Origin of the sequence: uncultured Alsobacter sp. (assembly GCF_945952055.1) — a bacterium.
Lineage (GTDB): Bacteria > Pseudomonadota > Alphaproteobacteria > Rhizobiales > Beijerinckiaceae > Alsobacter.
Genome location: NZ_CAMFHB010000070.1, coordinates 1 through 17,500, shown reverse-complemented (window position 1 = coordinate 17,500; position 17,500 = coordinate 1). Strand labels below are relative to the sequence as shown.

At 69.0% G+C, this 17,500-nt stretch carries 16 protein-coding genes and 1 pseudogene (1 of these 17 cut by a window edge); 6 read left to right on the top strand and 11 right to left on the bottom strand.

The features are described 5' to 3' along the window. On the top strand, positions 1–949 hold the 3' portion of the coding sequence (locus Q0Q47_RS29190) for a glutamate synthase subunit beta (RefSeq protein ID WP_293868390.1). It extends 470 nt beyond the left edge of the window; only the last 949 of its 1,419 coding nucleotides appear in the window; its start codon lies off the left edge, out of view; the stop codon is at positions 947–949. A 154-nt stretch (positions 950–1,103) separates the two neighbouring features. Here Q0Q47_RS29190 and Q0Q47_RS29185 read toward each other — a convergent pair whose 3' ends face one another. Then, positions 1,104–1,850: a glutaredoxin gene (locus tag Q0Q47_RS29185; RefSeq protein WP_293868388.1), complete on the bottom strand. Its 747-nt coding sequence runs from the start codon at positions 1,848–1,850 to the stop codon at positions 1,104–1,106. A 67-nt stretch (positions 1,851–1,917) separates the two neighbouring features. Between Q0Q47_RS29185 and Q0Q47_RS29180 the strand changes: the two genes are divergently transcribed. The 3 genes from Q0Q47_RS29180 (at position 1,918) to Q0Q47_RS29170 (ending at position 4,011) form a co-directional block, all read left to right on the top strand. After that, entirely contained in the window at positions 1,918–2,340 is a 423-nt protein-coding gene (locus Q0Q47_RS29180; protein ID WP_293868386.1) for a MerR family transcriptional regulator, read from the top strand. A gap of 76 nt (positions 2,341–2,416) precedes the next feature. Then, complete coding sequence (locus Q0Q47_RS29175; RefSeq protein WP_293868384.1) at positions 2,417–2,758, top strand: YciI family protein; 342 nt, start codon at positions 2,417–2,419, stop codon at positions 2,756–2,758. Next, entirely contained in the window at positions 2,755–4,011 is a 1,257-nt protein-coding gene (locus Q0Q47_RS29170; protein ID WP_293868382.1) for a DUF6596 domain-containing protein, read from the top strand. The genes Q0Q47_RS29175 and Q0Q47_RS29170 overlap by 4 nt, the downstream gene beginning before the upstream one ends. A 63-nt stretch (positions 4,012–4,074) precedes the next feature. On the opposite strand, the gene Q0Q47_RS29165 is transcribed toward Q0Q47_RS29170, so the two are convergent. From Q0Q47_RS29165 to Q0Q47_RS29145, 5 genes are all read right to left on the bottom strand, one after another. Then, the gene (locus tag Q0Q47_RS29165) at positions 4,075–5,112 is read right to left on the bottom strand and encodes an OmpA family protein (RefSeq protein WP_293868380.1); all 1,038 of its coding nucleotides are present in this window, start codon (positions 5,110–5,112) and stop codon (positions 4,075–4,077) included. A gap of 104 nt (positions 5,113–5,216) precedes the next feature. Continuing rightward, positions 5,217–6,410, bottom strand: coding sequence for a MalY/PatB family protein (locus tag Q0Q47_RS29160; RefSeq protein ID WP_293868378.1), 1,194 nt, complete (start codon positions 6,408–6,410; stop codon positions 5,217–5,219). 113 nt (positions 6,411–6,523) lie between these two features. Next, positions 6,524–7,213, bottom strand: coding sequence for an ABC transporter ATP-binding protein (locus tag Q0Q47_RS29155; RefSeq protein ID WP_293868376.1), 690 nt, complete (start codon positions 7,211–7,213; stop codon positions 6,524–6,526). Next, positions 7,206–8,432, bottom strand: coding sequence for an FtsX-like permease family protein (locus Q0Q47_RS29150; protein ID WP_293868374.1), 1,227 nt, complete (start codon positions 8,430–8,432; stop codon positions 7,206–7,208). Before Q0Q47_RS29150 ends, Q0Q47_RS29155 begins: the two co-directional genes overlap by 8 nt. Beyond that, entirely contained in the window at positions 8,429–9,607 is a 1,179-nt protein-coding gene (locus Q0Q47_RS29145; RefSeq protein ID WP_293868396.1) for an efflux RND transporter periplasmic adaptor subunit, read from the bottom strand. Before Q0Q47_RS29145 ends, Q0Q47_RS29150 begins: the two co-directional genes overlap by 4 nt. Positions 9,608–9,808: 201 nt before the next feature. On the opposite strand from Q0Q47_RS29145, the gene Q0Q47_RS29140 reads away from it, so the two are divergent. After that, positions 9,809–10,273, top strand: coding sequence for an SAM-dependent methyltransferase (locus Q0Q47_RS29140; protein ID WP_293868372.1), 465 nt, complete (start codon positions 9,809–9,811; stop codon positions 10,271–10,273). A gap of 7 nt (positions 10,274–10,280) precedes the next feature. On the opposite strand, the gene Q0Q47_RS29135 is transcribed toward Q0Q47_RS29140, so the two are convergent. The 5 genes and pseudogenes from Q0Q47_RS29135 to galE form a co-directional block, all read right to left on the bottom strand. After that, complete coding sequence (locus tag Q0Q47_RS29135; RefSeq protein ID WP_293868370.1) at positions 10,281–10,649, bottom strand: response regulator; 369 nt, start codon at positions 10,647–10,649, stop codon at positions 10,281–10,283. An 80-nt stretch (positions 10,650–10,729) separates the two neighbouring features. Then, a pseudogene (locus Q0Q47_RS29130) lies at positions 10,730–11,743 on the bottom strand (sensor histidine kinase); the annotation flags it as partial. A gap of 463 nt (positions 11,744–12,206) precedes the next feature. Next, positions 12,207–13,460 carry an SGNH family hydrolase gene (locus tag Q0Q47_RS29125; RefSeq protein WP_293868366.1) on the bottom strand — a complete coding sequence of 418 codons (1,254 nt, stop codon included), beginning with the start codon at positions 13,458–13,460 and terminating at the stop codon, positions 12,207–12,209. Between the two features lie 105 nt (positions 13,461–13,565). Continuing rightward, positions 13,566–15,197, bottom strand: a complete 1,632-nt coding sequence (locus tag Q0Q47_RS29120) for a lytic murein transglycosylase (RefSeq protein ID WP_293868364.1) — start codon at positions 15,195–15,197, stop codon at positions 13,566–13,568. A gap of 93 nt (positions 15,198–15,290) precedes the next feature. Next, complete coding sequence (gene galE / locus Q0Q47_RS29115) at positions 15,291–16,280, bottom strand: UDP-glucose 4-epimerase GalE (protein WP_293868362.1); 990 nt, start codon at positions 16,278–16,280, stop codon at positions 15,291–15,293. Positions 16,281–16,492: 212 nt separating this feature from the next. On the opposite strand from galE, the gene galU reads away from it, so the two are divergent. Beyond that, complete coding sequence (galU, locus tag Q0Q47_RS29110; RefSeq protein WP_293868360.1) at positions 16,493–17,365, top strand: UTP--glucose-1-phosphate uridylyltransferase GalU; 873 nt, start codon at positions 16,493–16,495, stop codon at positions 17,363–17,365. Positions 17,366–17,500: the final 135 nt, after the last annotated feature.

Here is a 17,500-nt window from a genome sequence, read left to right as displayed (position 1 = left end):
CTGCGCCCAGCAACTCGCCCGCGCCGGCCACGAGGTGCACGTCTACGAGAAGAACCACAAGGCCGGCGGCCTGCTGCGCTACGGCATCCCGGACTTCAAGATGGAGAAGCGCCACATCGACCGGCGCATCGTCCAGATGGAAGCCGAGGGCGTGGCATTCCACTATGGCGTGAACGTCGGCGTCGACCTGACGGTCGACGACCTCCTCGCCCAGTACGACGCCGTGGCGCTGGCCGGCGGCGCCGAGAAGCCGCGCGACCTGGCGATCCCCGGCCGCGACCTCGCGGGCGTCCACTTCGCCATGGACTTCCTGCCGCAGCAGAACCGCCGCGTCGGCAAGGAGCAGATCGGCAGCAACGAGCCGATCCTGGCCACCGGCAAGCACGTCGTCGTCATCGGCGGCGGCGACACGGGTTCGGACTGCATCGGCACCTCGGTGCGCCAGGGCGCGCTGTCGGTGACGCAGCTCGAGATCATGCCCAAGCCGCCGGAGAAGGAGAACAAGCTCCTGACCTGGCCGAACTGGCCGCTGAAGATGCGCACCTCCTCCTCCCACGAGGAAGGCGCCGAGCGCGACTTCTCGGTGAACTCGGTGTCCTTCGAAGGCGAGAACGGCCATGTCCGCGCGCTGAAGTGCGTGCGCGTCGACGGCGGCTTCAAGCCGGTCGAGGGCAGCGAGTTCGAGCTGAAGGCCGACCTCGTCCTGCTCGCGATGGGCTTCGTCTCGCCGGTTCCGGAGGGCCTGCTGAAGGCGCTCGGCGTCACCCTCGACAACCGCGGCAACGTGGCGGCCGACACCCTCTCCTACAAGTCCACGAAGGAGAAGGTCTTCGCCTGCGGCGACATGCGCCGCGGCCAGTCGTTGGTGGTTTGGGCGATCCGCGAAGGCCGCCAGGCCGCCCACAGCATCGACAAGTACCTGATGGGCGAGACCACCCTGCCGCGCTGAGCGGCGGCCCTCGAAAGGTTGAAGCGGCTCGGCGCCTGTTCGGCCCGGGCCGCTTTCGTTTCGACGTCTCACCCGGGAGAGCCGGATGAGGTGCTCTCCCTCCCCTGCAGAGGAGGGAGGCGCCTTTCGAGTCAGCTTCGCGCCGGATCGGCCACTACATCCTCACCAGCATCCACAGGGCCATCGCCACCATCATCACGTTCTCGGTGAGCGAGACGAAGCCGAGCGGGACCTTCGATGCGCCGCCGACGCAGGCGCACTTCAACTCGCGCTTGTCGATGTAGACGGCCTTGAAGACCGAAACGGCGCCGATGGTGCCGATGAACAGCGCGATCGGGACCGAGACCCAGGTCAGGACGCCGGCGATCATCAGGACGCCTGCCGTGGCCTCGGCATAGGGGTAGATCGAGGCATAGGGCACCCAGCGCTTCGCCAGCAGGTCGTAGTTCAGGAACATCGTCGAGAAGGTCTCGACGTCCTGCAGCTTCAGCATCGCCAGGATCGTCATGCTGAAGCCGATGAACCACTGCGCCGCGTGCACCGTGAAGGGCGTTCCGTGGGTTGCCTGGCTGGCGGCGAGCGCCATCAGGGCGGCCGTCGCGAAGACCGCGACGACGGGCCGGTAGCGCGTGGCGCCGGGGTCGGGGACGGCCTGCCCGAAGTGCCGGCGCAGGTCGTCGTAGCCGCCGATCCGCTGGCCGTCGATGAAGACCTGCGGCGTCGTCTTGACGGCGTGCTCGACCTTGAACGCGTCGGTCTCGGCGCGCGACTTGAGCCAGTGGTCGTCGACCTCGAAGCCCTTGGTGCGCAGGAGGTGCAGGGCCTTGAGCCCGTAGGGGCAGGTGTGTTCGGGCATGACCATCCGGTAGAGCTCGGCGGTCGGCGTGGAGGTGGAACGCATGATGTCCATCCGCTTGTCGGTGATCGTGCAAGCGTTGTAGCCTCCGTACCATGGTACGGAGTCAAGCATGTCCACGATGACCATTGCGAAGCTCGCCCGCGCCGGCGGCGTGGGCGTCGAAACCGTCCGCTACTACCAGCGCCGCGGGCTGCTGGACGAACCCGCCCGCCCTGTCGGCGACGGCCAGGGCGGCGGCTATCGTCACTATGGCGACAACGACGTCCGGCGGATCCGGTTCATCAAGGCAGCCCAGGGCGCTGGGTTCACGCTCGACGAGATCGGCGAACTGCTGACGCTGGACGGCACCGAGGACCGTGCCCGCGCCCGCGCCATGGCACAGGCCCGGGTCGCGGCCCTCGACGTGCGGATCGCCGAGCTCGAGGCGGCGCGCGACGCGCTGCGCCGGCTGGAGCGGACATGCCGGGACGAGAAGGGAGGCCCCTGCCCCATCCTCGCATCCTTCGACGATTCTTTTTCGCGCGCGGGATGAACCTGTCGAAATCGCACCCCTTCGACCGACACCGGCATGGCAGCGCGCATCGCCTGCCGATCAGGAGACCAACGCCATGAAGTACATGCTCATCATCTACCGCGACGAAGCGGCCTTCCCCGACAGCCGCATGGCCGGCGACCACTCGGCCGCCTACATCGCCTACACGGAGGCCCTGAAGGCGGCCGGCGTGCTCGCGGGCGGCGACCGCCTGCAATCGTCCCACACCGCCAGCACGGTGCGCGTGGAGGGTGGCGAGACGCAGGTTCTCGACGGCCCCTACGCCGACACGAAGGAGCAGTTCGGTGGCTTCTACATCCTCGACGTCCCGGATCTCGACGCCGCCCTGAAGTGGGCCGCGAAGTGTCCCGGTGCCGCGCAGGGGGCCATCGAGGTCCGGCCCATGTGGGTGATGTGACGCAGGCCGCAGGCAGCGCCGCGCGGGCGGCGGCGGAGCGGGTGGCGCGCCAGTCCTACGGCAAGCTCGTCGCCTTCCTCGCCGCCCGGACCCGGGACATCGCGGGGGCCGAGGACGCCCTGTCCGAAGCCTTCGCGGCGGCCCTGGCGCAATGGCCCGGGTCCGGCATCCCGGCCAGCCCCGAAGGCTGGCTGCTCACGGTCGCGCGACGCCGCCTGACCGACCTTGCGCGCCACCACAAGGCCCGCGACGGCGCGGCCGACCACCTGTCCCTGATGGCGCAGGAGGCCGGCTCGGTCGGCGACGGATCCGACATCCCGGACGATCGGCTCAGGCTGATGTTCGCCTGCGCCCATCCGGCCATCGATCGGCCCGTCCGCGGCGCGCTCATCCTCCAGACCGTCCTGGGTCTCGACGCCGCCACCATCGCGGCGAGCGCGCTCGTGCCGCCGGCCACGATGGGGCAGCGGCTGGTCCGCGCCAAGGCCAAGATCCGCCAGGCGGGCATCGCGTTCACGATGCCCGACCGTGTCGACATGCCGGCAAGGCTCGATGCCGTCCTGGAGGCGGTCTACGCCGCCTTCACCCAGGGATGGTCGGACCCGACCGGGATGGACCAGCGCCGCAGCGGCCTCGCCGAGGAAGCGATCTGGCTCGGGCGCCTCGTCGCCACCCTCCTGCCGGACGAGCCCGAGGCCCTCGGGCTGCTCGCCCTCATGCTGCACCTGGAGGCGCGGCGCGCCGCCCGCCGCGACGCGGGCGGAGGCTACGTTCCCCTCGACCGGCAGGACCCGGCCCTCTGGGATGCCGCGATGATCCGGCAGGCCGAGGACATCCTGCTCGGCGCCAGCCACACGGGCCGCATCGGCCGCTACCAGCTCGAGGCCGCCGTTCAGTCCGCCCACGCCATCCGCCGCTTCGGCCACGCCCCGGACTGGCCGATGCTCGAGCAGCTCTACGACGCGCTGCTGGCGATCACGCGGTCGCCGGTCGTGGGGTTGAACCGGGCCATGGTGGTGGCGCGCACGCGGGGCCCCGAGGCCGGGCTCGCCGACCTGGAGCCCCTGCACGGCGACGCGAGGCTCGCGGGGTACCAGCCCTACTGGGCGGCCCGGGCGGAACTGCTCGGCCGGTGCGCAAGGCCCGACGAGGCCCGGTCGGCCTACGATCGCGCCATCGCGCTGGAAGACGATGCCGGGGTCAGGGCGTTCCTGCGGTCGCGCCGCGACGGGCTGGACGGCGGAGCGGCCTGAGCACGGGCGTGTCCCCCGCGCGGCCGGCCCGCAGGACGTTGCGACAGGCGCGCGCCGCCGTCCCTAGACCCAGGCGATGCGAAGCAATCCGCCGCCGGTGAATTTCGCCAGCGTCGCGTCGAAGCTCTTCACGCCCTTGAGGCTCGGCGTGAAGATCGGGATGTCCTTCTTGAACTCCTCGAAGAACGTCTTGGTGTGGAAGCGGACGATCTTTCCGTGATTGTCGAAGGTGGGCAGCTTTCCGGACACGCTGATCATCTTGCCGAGCCCGGCGAGAGCCTCGCCCTGTGCCATGGACGCGTCGCCCAGATCCTTGTGGCGGAAAGGATTCTGGACCTTGAGCGTCTTGAGGTTGATGCCGCCCGCCATCATGCTCTTCAGCGATCCCTGGATGAGTCCCTTCTCCAGCGCATCCCAGAAGAGCTGCTCCATGGGGTCGTTGCTGAAGGTCTTGCCCTGCTTCAGCTTCAGCAGGGTCTGCACCGAGATCGAGAAGCCGATCGGCATCGACAGATAGAGCCCGGCGCCCTTGTCCTGGTCGAGCTTGGCGAAGATGAACAGGGCCAGGCCGACATTGAGGATCGCGCTGTTGGGGATCGTCAGGCTCACGGCCCCCGCCGACGCCATTCCCCATTTCATCGAGGCACCGGGAAGCGTCTTCGGCGGATCGGGATCGACGTCCGGCTTGGGCGCGGGCTTGAAGCCGCCGAGGAGGTGAACCTCCACCGCCCGCCAGTGATAGTCGTTCATGTCGGTTTCGGTCTTGAGGTTGCGGCCGAACTCCGCCGCCTCTCCCTCGCCCTTGTCCTCGAACCGGGTCACGTGCTTGGCGAGCCAGCCGCTGCGCGCGTTGATGTAGTCCCGAACGGCCCAGGCCCGCTCGCGCGAAAGCTTCTGATTGTAACCGGCGTCCCCGACCTTCGAGGCGAACCCGATGATGTAGACCTGGACGTCCTTCGTCGTGTTCGCCGTCGCCCGGGCGATCATGGAGTCGAGCCAGGCCTTGTGCTCCTGGTGAAGCTCCGCGCCCTTGAGATCGGTGAGCTTCGCCGACATCAGTCCGCCCGACTTCAGGCCGGCCGCGACGATCTTTTCAGCCATGCTCAAGCTCCTTGCGGGGGCACCGCAAGGATCATTCAACTCATGCGTGTATTACGCAAGCTCAAGGCGCCGCTCTTCCCGACTCGTGAACGACGAGGTTCACGTCATCCGAGGGCCGCCGCCAGCCTGCGCACCGCCTCCTCGACCGTCGCACGCGGGCAACCGACGTTCACGCGCATGTATCCATGCCCCTCCGGCCCGAACTTCTGGCCCTTGTCGAGCCACAGGCGTGCCTGGGTCAGCATGAAGTGGTCCAGCGCCTCGGCGTCCATGCCGAGGCTCCGGCAATCCATCCAAGCCAAATAGAGGGAATCCGCCGGCAGGACCGACAGGCCGCGCCCCAGACCCGCGACCGCATCCGCGAACCACGCCTGGTTGGCACGGACATAGTCGAGCATGGCCTCGAGCCAGGGCTCGCCATGGGTGTAGGCCGCCTCGGCGGCGATCATGCCCAGCGAGTTCACGAAGGGCGTCATGTTGCGGTCGAACTGGCGCACCAGCTCTTCCCGCAGGCGCCGGTCCGGCACGATGACGTTGGCGCACTGGAGGCCGGCGAGATTGAAGGTCTTGCTCGGCGCGGTGCAGGTCACGCTGATCGCGGCGAACTTCTCGCCGAGCGACGCGAAGGGGACGTGCTTCTTCGCCGGGTTCAGCACGAGGTCTTCGTGGATCTCGTCGGACACCACGATGATGCCGTGGCGCAGGCAGATCTCGCCCATGGTCCGCAGCTCGTCCGCCGACCAGACGTTGCCGGTCGGGTTATGGGGCTGGCTGAGGATGAAGAGCTTCGTGTTGCTGCGGATGGCCGCCTCGAACACCTTGGCGTCGAAACGATAGCCGGTTTCGGTGCGCTCCAGGGGCGCGCGCACGACGTGGCGACCGTTGACCAGCGGGTCCTGCTCGAAATGGGCATAGACCGGCGGCTGGACCAGGACGGTGTCGCCCGGCCGGGTGAAAGCCTGCACGGCCGTCTTCAGCGCGGTGACGACACCCGAAGACTGGATGATCCAGGAGGGAGAGACGTCCCAGCCGAAGCGCCGGGCCTGCCAGCCCGCGACCGCCTTCAGGAAGCCGTCGGTCGCTCCGCCGGGGTAGCCGAACACGCCGAACTCGACCGCCTCGCGCAGGGCATCGACCACCGGCTCCGGCGACCGGAAGTCCATGTCCGCCACCCACATCGGCAGCGGATCGGCCGCGACCGCTTCGGGCGAAAGGAACTTGTGGGCACAGGCCCACTTCACCGAGTTGGTGGACCTGCGGTCGATCGGGGTGTCGAAGAAGGAGGCGGGAGGGGTCATCGGCGGTCCTGGCGGCAGCGGAAGCGAGCGTGACGGCACGCGCGTGAGAAGGCGACGGCTCCATCTATCCGCCTGCCACGCCGTCGCTGCAAGCATCCCGAGGGCATGCCGTCCTAGGGCGCCGGCGCGGCGATGCGGCCGTCGACCACCTCCACGATCCTGTCGCAGCGCCTGGCAAGCTCGAGATTGTGCGTGACGAGCAGGAAGCTCGTCGCCTGCTCGCGATTGATCCGGCGCATGAGCGCGAAGGCGGCCTCGGCGGAGGCCGTGTCGAGATTGCCCGTCGGCTCGTCGGCTAGAACCAGCGCCGGGTTCATGGCGAGCGCCCGCGCGATGGCCACGCGCTGCTGCTGCCCGCCCGACATGGCGGTGGCCTTGTTGTCCTTCCAGCGCGACAGGCCGACCAGCGCGAGCAGATCGGCCGCCCGCTGCTCCATCGCCGCCGTCGCCCGGCCGCGATCGACGAGCATCGGCATCATCACGTTCTCCAGGGCCGTGAACGCCGAGATCAGGTGGTGGTACTGGAACACGAAACCGATGGCGTGGCCGCGCAGGCGCGTGATCTCCGCATCGGGCAGGTCGGTGGCATCGACGCCGGCGATCGCCAGCCGCCCGGACGTCGGCCGGTCGAGGAGGCCGACGATGTTGAGCAGCGTGCTCTTCCCCGAGCCGGAGGGCCCCATGATCGCGACGAAGTCACCCGCCCGCATCGTCAGGTCGATCCCGTGCAGGACCTCGGTCTCCACGGGCGTGCCGACGTTGTAGGACTTGCAGATCCGCTCGAGGGCCAGGACGTCAGCCACGGATCGCCTCCACCGGGTCCATGTTCGCCGCCCGCAGCGCCGGTGCGGCGGCAGCGGCCACGCCGGTCAGCGTGGCGACCAGCGTCGCGATGACGAACAGGGCCGGGTCGAACGAGATGGGGAAGAACTCGGTGCCGTCCGGCAGCCGGGCATAGGCGTGCCAGGCCAGGAGCGCGCCGGCCCCCAGGGACGAGCCGACCAGCGATCCGAGGAAGCCGAGCACCGCGCCCTGCAGCAGGAAGATGCGCAGGATCTGCCCCCGGCGCGTCCCCATGGCGCGCAGGATGCCGATCTCCTTCGAGCGCTGGATCACCGACACCACCAGCACCGCGGCGATGCCGAACGCGACCGACAGCCCCACGAAGAGGCGGATCAGCGTGTTGGACAGCTGCTGGGCCCGGACGGCGGTGAAGAACTGGGCGTTGGTGCCGATCCAGCTCGCGGCTTCGACCGGGGCGATCCGCCCGATGTCCTGGGCGATCGTCTCGGCCGCATAGATGTCGCGCACCGTGACGTCGATCGTCGTGACGCCGCCGATGAGGTTGAGCAGGCTCTGGGCGGTGCGCAGGGCCACGAAGGTCGTGCGTTCGTTCACCCCCTTGTTGCCCATGTCGAAGATGCCGCGGATGGTCAGGATCCTGCGTCCCCCCGCCGCCGCGCCGACGCTGATCTTGTCACCGACCGCGGCGCCGAGATCCTTGGCGAGTTCCGTCCCGACGAGAATGTCGTCGCTGTCGAGCCGCGGCTCGCCAGCGACGATGAAGTCCGGCACGCGGACGATCGAGAAATAGGTCGCCGGCTCGACGCCGGACATGCCGATGCTGCGGCTCGCGTCGCCACGCACGGCCAGCGCCGATCCCGTCGCCGTGGGCGCGACGACGGCCACGTCGGGCCGCGCCGCGACCTCCGTCCGGATCATCTGCCACTGGTCGACCGAGAGCACGCGCTGCGTGGGCCGCTGCACCGTCGCGGCCTCGATCACGCCAGGCTCCGTGCGCAACGACCGGGCCACGGCCTCCGGCGGCAGGAGCTGGATGTGGGGTTGCGACGTCAGCACGCGGCGCACGAAGTTCGCCTGGAGCCCGACCAGCAGGGCCGACATGAACACGATCACCCCCACACCGATGGCGATGCCCACCAGGATGAAGCCGGTCTGCAGGCGCCCCTCCGCCAGGAAGCGCAGGGCCGCGATCCACTCGAAGGGCAACCAGCGCTTCATGGCAGGACGGGGCGGATGCGCTGGCCCGCCCTCACGCCGGACGAGGCGGGGACCAGGAGGTCGCCGGCCGCCAGTCCCTTCAGGATCTCGGCCTTGCCGCCCGCCCTGAGCCCGACGGTGACGGGCGTCTCGCGGGCCCGTCCGTCCCGCACGGCGAGCACCCACGGCTGCCCCGACGTGGCGTCGTGCAGGGCCCGGGCCGGGGCCACCAGCGCTCCCGGGCGCCGATCGACCTCGATGTCGACGGACACCGTCATGTCCTGGCGCAGGGTGGCGGGCGGGTCCTTCACGACCAGCTTCACCTGCACCGAGGCCCGGCTCAGGTCGATCCCCGGGTTGATGTAGGACAGGGTCGCTGCGAAGCGCTGGTCGGGATAGGCGTCGGCCGAGGCCAGGGCGGGTTGTCCGATCTTCAGGAGCCCGAGATTCTTCTCGTCGATGCCGACAACGATCTGCACGTCGCCCTTGGGGGCGAGGACGAACAGCGTCCGGCCGGGCTGGGCCACGGTTCCCTTCTCCACGCTCCGGCTGATCAGGACCCCGTCGCGCGGCGCCACGACGGTCGCGAAGCCGAGCCGGGCGCGCGCGGTCGAGAGGTTGGCCTCGGCCTGGGCGAGTTGCGTCTCGGCCATCACGGTGTCGCTGCCGCCAGGGCTCATCGTGTAGACCGACAGCTCCGCCGCACGCACCTGTGTCCGGGCGACGTTGAAGTCCCGCGTCGCGGTGTCGAGGCTCGCCTGGGTCCCGTGGCCCGCCGTCGCGAGCTGGCTCGCCCGCTCGAAGGCCGCCTGGGCATTGGCAAGGTTCGCGCGCGCCTGTTCGAGCGCCTCGCGCGCCGCCGGCAGCGACAGCTCCGTCATCTGCCGCAGGCGCGCGGCCGCCTGCTCGCGGGCACCCTGCGCCGCCACGGCGGCCGCCCTGAGTTCGCCGTCGTCGAGCACCACTAGGGGCTGCCCGGACGTCACGCTCTGGCCCTCCTCCACGAGCACGTCGCGCACGGTCCCGGTGATCTGGCTTGCGATTTCCACGCGATAGGGCGTTTCGACATGCCCCGTGGCCACCACGGTGCGCACGAGGTCGCCACGATCCACCGCAACGACGACGACCTCCGGGCCGAAGGCCCAGCGGGCGCCGGCGAGGCCGAAGCCCGCCACAATGAGAAGGCCGGCCGCCAGGACCCACAGAGACCTGCGCAGGGTCGTGCCACGCCCGGTCGTCGTCCCGGGCACGGCGGTGGTCACAGGCGAGAGATGAGGGTCCGACACGGGGGGCTCCCTGGAGCGCTGTCCGTATCCACGCTAGGGATGCAGCATGCGCCGCGCGTTGAGGCATGTCACTGGCGGCCTACGCACGAATACCGTCCCGGAGGATCTCGCATGCAAACGGTGGTTCTGCAGCCCATCGGCGTCGTCCAAGGTGGCCGAGGCGAGCCCGTGGACGACGACTGGGGCGAGAGCCGCGCCCGGATCGAACTCGATGCGGCGCGCTTCACGGCCGAGGCCCTCGCCGGGCTGGACAGCTTCAGCCATGCGGAAATCGTGTTCGTGTTCGACCGCGTGGGCGAGGATCAGGTCGTCACGGGAGCCCGGCACCCGCGTGGCAACGCGGACTGGCCCAAGGTCGGCATCTTCGCCCAGCGCGGCAAGAACCGCCCGAGCCGCATCGGCGTCAGCGTCTGCCGCATCCTGGCCGTCGAGGGCACCGCGCTCGTTGTGCAGGGGCTCGACGCCATCGACGGCACGCCCGTCCTGGACATCAAACCGGTGATGACCGGCTTCCTCCCGCGCGGCGACGTCCTGGAGCCGGCCTGGGCGCGCGAGATCATGGAGCGCTACTGGTAGCGCAGCCTCAGTCGTCCAGCGCACGCGCGAGTGCGTCACCGAACTCGCTGGCGTGGTAGGGCTTCTGCAGGATCGTCTTGCCCGCATGGCGTTCCGCCGGGCCACGCTCGCCATAGCCGGTGACGAACAGGAACGGCACGCCGCGATGGGCCAGGATGTCGGCGATCGGGTCGCTGCGATGTCCGCCGCCGAGGTTGACGTCGAGCACGGCGAGAGCGAATTCGCCCTGCTGCGCCTGGTGAAGACCCTCGGGGAATCGCATCGCCAGAACGACGTCGGCACCGAGATCGGCCAGCATGTCTTCGGCCAGCATCGCGACCAGGCTTTCGTCCTCGACCAGGAGCACCTTCTGCCCCTGCAGTACCTCGATGTCCATGATCACGATCCGGCCTTCGATCCGTTGGAGGGGGGAGAAGACTCGAGCGGAGTCGTCGATCCGGGGAGAAAGGGCACCACGATGCGGCAGACGACGCCGCCGGGAGCGAAATCGAGCGTGACCTCGCCGCCGAATTCCCGGGCGAGCTGGCGCTCGATGAGGCGGGACCCGAAGCCGCGGCGGGTCGGCGGCGCCACCGGTGGGCCATCCATCTCGCGCCACTCGAGCGACAGCTGCCGCGTTTGGCCGGACATGACCTCTTCCCAAGCGATGGACACGCGTCCGTCCGGCTTGGAGAGCGCGCCGTACTTGACCGCGTTGGTGCACAGCTCGTGCAGGGCCATGGCGATCGTGAGCGCCATCTTCGACGTCAGCCGCACGGGTGCGCCCCGGATGGAGAACCGGTGCTCGGCCTCGCCGAGATAGGCCTGGACCGCCTGGTCGACGATGGCGTGCAGGCCGGCCCCGTCCCAGTTCTCGCGCGTGAGGACGTCGTGGGCTCGTGAGAGGGCGACGAGGCGTCCGTCGAACACGCGCCGGGTGGCGCCGGCCGCGTCCGGCGTCAGGGCGCCGTCGCCCTTGAAGGTCTGGGCGGCGATGGACTGGACCGTCGCCAGGGTGTTCTTGACCCGATGATTGAGTTCGTCGATCAGCAGGCGCTGGTGGCGTTCGGCCAGCACGCGCTCGGTCGTCTCGACGACGATGGCGAGCACGCCCGCCGGCTGTCCCGTCTCGTCGAGCACGGGCGAGTAGTCGAGATTCATCCAGACCTGCTCCGGCACGCCCTTGCGGTGCAGCGTCAGCACCTGGTCCTTGTAGGACAGCGTGCCTCCCGCCAACCCGACCCGCATGACGTTGTCGTTGAAGTCGGCCACCTCGGGCCACCCTTCCCGAACCCGGGATCCCAGCAGCCGCGGATGCCGCCCGCCGGCGAAGCGTGAGTAAGGGTCGTTGTAGATCATGACCCCGTCCGCGCCCCACAGCAGCACGATGGGGATGGGCGAGCGCAGGAGAAGGCCGACCGTCGTCTTCAGGCTTTGCGGCCAGCCCGCGATCGGGCCGAGCGAAGTCTCGTTCCAATCGAAGGCGGTCATCAGGGCGCCGAGTTGCCCCCCGCCGTCGAGAAACGACGCGGGGAGAATGCCATCTCCTGCAGGGCCGGGGCCGGACTGTCGGTTCTCCTGCAAAGGTTCAGTCATCCTGTCCACACAGACGCATGTCAGTCCACGCTCGAAGCAACCGCCGGGGTCAGTATGCCGGAACAAGCATGTATGGTGTAGTGATTTTGTTGTCGTCCCGACGATTGATCGACATCTTCACGTTTAGATCCCCAAAAATCCGACGAAGACCAACCACGTCAAGGTCAAGCTATAGTCAAATCAAGCTTGACCTTGTCCAGATCAAGAATTCACCTTGAGCGCTGCGCTGGCGCCAGCTTGTCCAAGGGCGACGTCCCCGCGGCCTTCGACGAGGTCAAGGACAAGCTCCCTCACGCAGAGCCAAACGCGACCTGCGCCGGGAGGTTCCCGAGGGGTGGTTTTTGGACCGGCGAGCCGGTCAGCGCGCCGGCCAGCGGAAGTCGTCGGCCCTGCCGGGCTTGGCGTCGGGCAGCTTGCCGTCCACCAGCACGCGCTCGATGGCCCGGCCGGCATCGTTGCCCGTCCGCTGGATGCGACCGGTCAGCAGCGCGCCGCCCGAGGCCGTCTCCGGCGCGTTCAGGGGCAGGATCGGCCCGGCCGCCGCCTTGGTGGGAATGACGACGTTCAGGGGCGGAAGGCCGTCCAGCCCTCGGCGCACCTGCTCGTCGATGAGCCGTTCGATGCCGCCGGGCTGGAGCGCAGGATCGACCGAGGCCGGATCGGCGGCATTCGGATCGGCCGGCATGGCGAAGACCGGCGTCGGCGGAGCCTTGTCGATCGACCGCTTGAGCTCGATCTCGACGAAGTGGGCCGCCATGCGCGCGCCCGCCTTGGTGAAATGGATGCCGTCGCCGGCACGCAGCTTCGTCGTCTCGCCCGTGAGCGAGGGCCCGACCACGGCGTAGCGGTTCTGCTGGTCGACGAAGGCTTCCCAGATGTCGACATAGGTCGCCTTGGCACCCGCCAGCCGGGACCTCACGATCTCGTTCAGGGCCAGCATGTCCGCCGACATCCGCCCGTTCTGCATGGGCGGCATCCCGACCCAGAACAGCGGGATGCCGCGCTCGTTGAGCAGCGCCGCGATCTCGTCCACGCGGGCGCCGTAGGCCTCACGCCAGGCGTCGGTGAAGGGCTCGAGCGTCGCCCCCGCCGCGTCCTTCAGCTGCTGGCGATCGTTCGACCCGATCATCATGACGACGTGGGTGATCTTGTCGTTGCCCCCCAGCATGTCGCGCAGCGACTTGCGCCAGTCGAAATAGTCGTCGCGAACGAGGCCGCTGGAACTGCGTCCGCGCCGCAGCACCTGGACGTCGGGGTTGGCTTCGTAGGCTTCGGCCAGGCCGGCGGCCAGCAGTTCGGAGAGCGAGTCCCCCACCACGAGCACGAAGGTGGTCGGATCCGCCCGCGGCTCGGCGGGTTGGTCGGTGATGACCATGGGGGGCGGCGCGGCGACGCGCTTCTTGGGTGCCGGCCTGGGCGCCTGCACGGGTGGCGGCGCCTGCGGCGGGGAGAAGAGCTTGAAGAAATCGGAAATCGGATTGCGGAACTCGGACTGGGGCGCCGCGCGGACCGGCGCCTGCTGGGTGCGCTGCTGGGCCTGCGCCCATGCCGTCGCGAACGCCAGAATCAGCCCGGCACTCAGTCCAGCGACGAGGGTTCTCCAGTTCCGCATCCAAACCCGTTCCGGTCGGGGCCGCACAGCCCACGCTCATGACATGGGCGGGAATCGCCGCAGCCGTCAAACAGAAAGCCGCCGATCGCGGCACCCGCAAGGCGGTCAGCGCGTCTCGCGAAGGGCCTGCAGCACGGTGTGATTGGCATAGCCGTCGGGCACGAGGCCACGGCGTTCCTGGAAATCCCGGACCGCGTCGCGGGTCTTGGTCCCGAAGCGCCCGTCCGGATCGCCCACGTCGTAGCCCATGCGCAGGAGGTGGCGCTGGAGTTCGAAGCGCTGGTCGCGGTCGAGCGGGCGCTCGCCCACCGGCCAGTCGCCGGCCAGTTGCGTGCCGCCCATGACCCTGTCGCCCAGATGACCGACCCCCAGGGCATAGGCGTCGGACGAGTTGTAGCGCTTGATCACGGCGAAGTTGGACGTGACGAGAAAGATCGGACCGCTCGCCCCTGCGGGCAGGAACAGCGAGGCCTCGCCGCCATGCGGCATGGGCTTGCCGTCCGCCCGGCGGAAGCCGAGCCGAGACCAAGCCGGGAAGCTGGCCGTTCGCGTCTTCCAGTCGAACCCCTCCGGCCGCCGGACCTCGACGGCCCAGGGCAGACCGGGCGTCCAGCCGTGCTTGTGCAGGTAGTTGGCCGTGGAGGCGATGGCGTCGGGCATCGACGTCCAGATGTTCTTGTGCCCGTCGCCGTCCGCGTCGACCGCGTAGGTCATGAAGCTGGACGGCATGAACTGGGTCTGGCCCATGGCGCCGGCCCAGGAGCCCTTCATATCCTCGCGGTCGATGTGGCCCTGCTGGAGGATGACCAGGGCCGTCAGCAACTCGTCCCGGAAGAAATCGCCGCGATAGCCGATGTGGGCGAGGGTCGCGAGCGAGCGGATGACGTCCTTGCCGCCCGTGAAGGTGCCGTAGTTCGTCTCCATGCCCCAGATGCCGAGGATCACGGAACGCTCGACGCCGTAGCGCCTTTCGGCGGCGGCGAGCGCGCTCTGCCACTCGGCCGCCATCTCGCGGCCCTTTTCGATGCGCGCCTGCGTGACGGCGCTGTCGAGATAGTCCCACACCGGCTTCACGAACTCCGACTGGCGGCGGGTGAGCTCGGCGACCTTGGGATCGGGCACGACGCCGGCAAAGGCCGCGTCGAAGGTCGTGCGCTGGACGCCCCGGGCGCGGGCCTGGTGCCACAGCGACTCGACGAAGGCATCGAAGGGCATCTCGGGCGCCTCGGTCTGCAGCGCCGGCGCCGTGGCGGGCTTCGCGCTGCCCAGCGACGCCGTCACGACGGGATCCACGGCCGCCGCGGCGACCACGGGCGCCACGCGCTTGGCCGAGGCGGTCGGCGTGGCCGTCGCCTTTGCCGCCGCCGGCTTGGCCGCCGCCACGGCGGGACGCGCCTGGGCGGACGGGGTTGAAGGCTTGCTGGCCGCCGTCGCCTTGGCTGCCGGCACGCCGGATGCCGTCGCGGCACTTTGGGCGGGCGACTTGCCCGACGCTGACTTGGCAGACGTGGACTTGGCCGCCGTGGACTTGGCGGGCACGATCTTGCCCTGCTTGGTCTTGGCCGGCACGGCTTTGGCGGATGTCTTGTCGGCGGGCTTGGTCGCGGCCTGCGGGGGCTGAACCTTGGCCCCCGTCGTCTTGAGCGGCACCTGCGCCGGCGCGTTGGCCGCCACGGGAACGGCCATCGCCGCCCACAGCACTAGTGCTCCAGCCGTCCGCCAGCCCAGCCGACCCATCGCCCGCTCCGCCTACGGGCACCCCGTCGGGGCGCCAAGCAGTTCGGACTATAGCAGGTAAGGTTCACCAATTGTTAATGTGAAGATCAGGCTTCACCGGGCGTTCGGCGTGGTGAGATGGCGTTCCCAGGCCAGCGCATGCGCCACGATGGTGGAGAGATCGTCGAGTTCGGGCGTCCATCCCAGCGTGGCGCGAACCTTCTCGCCGGTCGCCACGATCGAGGCGGGGTCGCCGGCGCGCCGCGGGGCCATCCTGACCTCGAAATCGACTCCGGACACCTTCTTGACAGTCTCGACCACGTCGAGGACCGAGTATCCCTGCCCGTAGCCGCAGTTCAGGGTGAGGTTTTCTCCGCCGCCGCGCAGGTGATCGAGCGCCTGGACATGGGCACGCGCCAGATCGCTCACGTGGATGTAGTCGCGCAGGCACGAGCCGTCCGGCGTCGGGAAGTCGGTGCCGAAGACCTCGAGATAGGGCCGCTGGCCCAGCGCCGTCTGGCACGCGACCTTGATGAGATGCGTCGCGCGCGGGGTCGACTGGCCCGTGCGGCCCTTGGGATCGGCGCCGGCGACATTGAAGTAGCGCAGCACGACATAGCCAAGCGGATGGGCGCGGGACGCATCCCGCAGCATCCATTCCGTCATCAGCTTGGACCGTCCGTACGGCGACACGGGATCGGTCGGCGTCTCCTCGGCGACCCGCTCCACGTCGGGCTCGCCATACACGGCGGCCGTCGAGGAGAAGATGATGTGCTTCACGCCGGACTCCACGGCGGCGGCGATGAGCGCCCGCGACTTCACCGTGTTGTTCAGGTAGTAGCCCAGCGGATCGGAGACGGACTCCGGCACGACGATCTTGGCGGCGAAATGAATGATGGCGTCGATGCCGTGCTCGGCGACCGTCGCCTTGACCAGCGCCTCGTCCCCCATGTCGCCCACCACGAGCGGCACCGTCGTCGGCACGGCGGACGAGAAACCCGTCGACATGTTGTCCAGGACGACCACCTTTTCGCCCCGGTCCGTCAATGCCAGAACCGTGTGCGAGCCGATGTAGCCCGCTCCACCCGTCACCAGAACCGCCATGCCGCTCTCCAACTTATTGTCGGGGGTCACAATAGGTCGGAACCCGATAAAGTTTCCTGAATTTTAGGGGGAACGTGATTGATCAATGTGGGTGGCCGCCGCAAATCGGCCGTTCTCGCTCATCACCCCTAAGCCGCCTCCCCCGCTTGCTGCGTCGGCCCGAGCCGGCAGCAGGACCGCCCGAAACCCGAACCCGAAGACAAGAACGACCCATGACGAAGCGCATCCGCAAGGCCGTGTTTCCCGTCGCAGGACTGGGAACCCGCTTTCTTCCCGCCACCAAGGCCGTGCCGAAGGAGATGCTGACGGTGGTCGACCGGCCGGTCATCCAGCACGTCGTGGACGAGGCGAGAGCCGCCGGCATCGAGCACTTCGTGTTCGTGACGGGCCGCGGCAAGGGCGCCATCGAGGACCATTTCGACATCCACTTCGAGCTCGACCGCACGCTCGCCGATCGCGGCAAGACGAAGGAACTCGAGGTGCTGAAGGCCGCTCTGCCGGATGCCGGTCAGACGAGCTTCACGCGCCAGCAGGCGCCGCTGGGCCTCGGGCACGCCGTGTGGTGCGCCCGCGACATCATTGGCGACGAGCCCTTCGCGCTGCTGCTGCCCGACATGCTGCACTTCGGTAAGGAGCCGTGCCTGGCCGGCATGATCGACGCCCATGGACGCCACGGCGGCAACATCGTCGCCGTCTACGAGGTGCCCGACAGCGAGACGCACCAGTACGGCATCGTCGGCATCCGCGATGAGAAGGGAGAAATGGCGATCACCCAGATGGTCGAGAAGCCGGCCAAGGGCACCGCGCCGTCCAATCTCGCCATTTCCGGCCGCTACATCCTCGACCCGTCGATCTTCGACATCCTGGCCACCCAGGAGCGCGGCGCCGGCGGCGAGATCCAGCTCACCGACGCCATGATCACGCTGGCCAAGAGCGCGCCGTTCTACGCCCACCGCTTCGACGGCACGATCTACGACACCGGCACCAAGCTCGGCTTCATGATGGCCAACGTCGCCTACGGCCTCGCCCGCGAGGACCTCGGCCCGGCCTTCAAGGTCGAGCTCGACAAGCTGCTCGGGCTGTAAGGACGATCCTGCGTCCTTCGACACGGCCGCTGCGCGGCCTGCTCAGGATGAGGTCCATTCTTGTTTCAACAGCAAGACAGGTCCTCATCCTGGAGACCTTTGCACGAGCGGGACGGTTCTGATTCACTGACGACG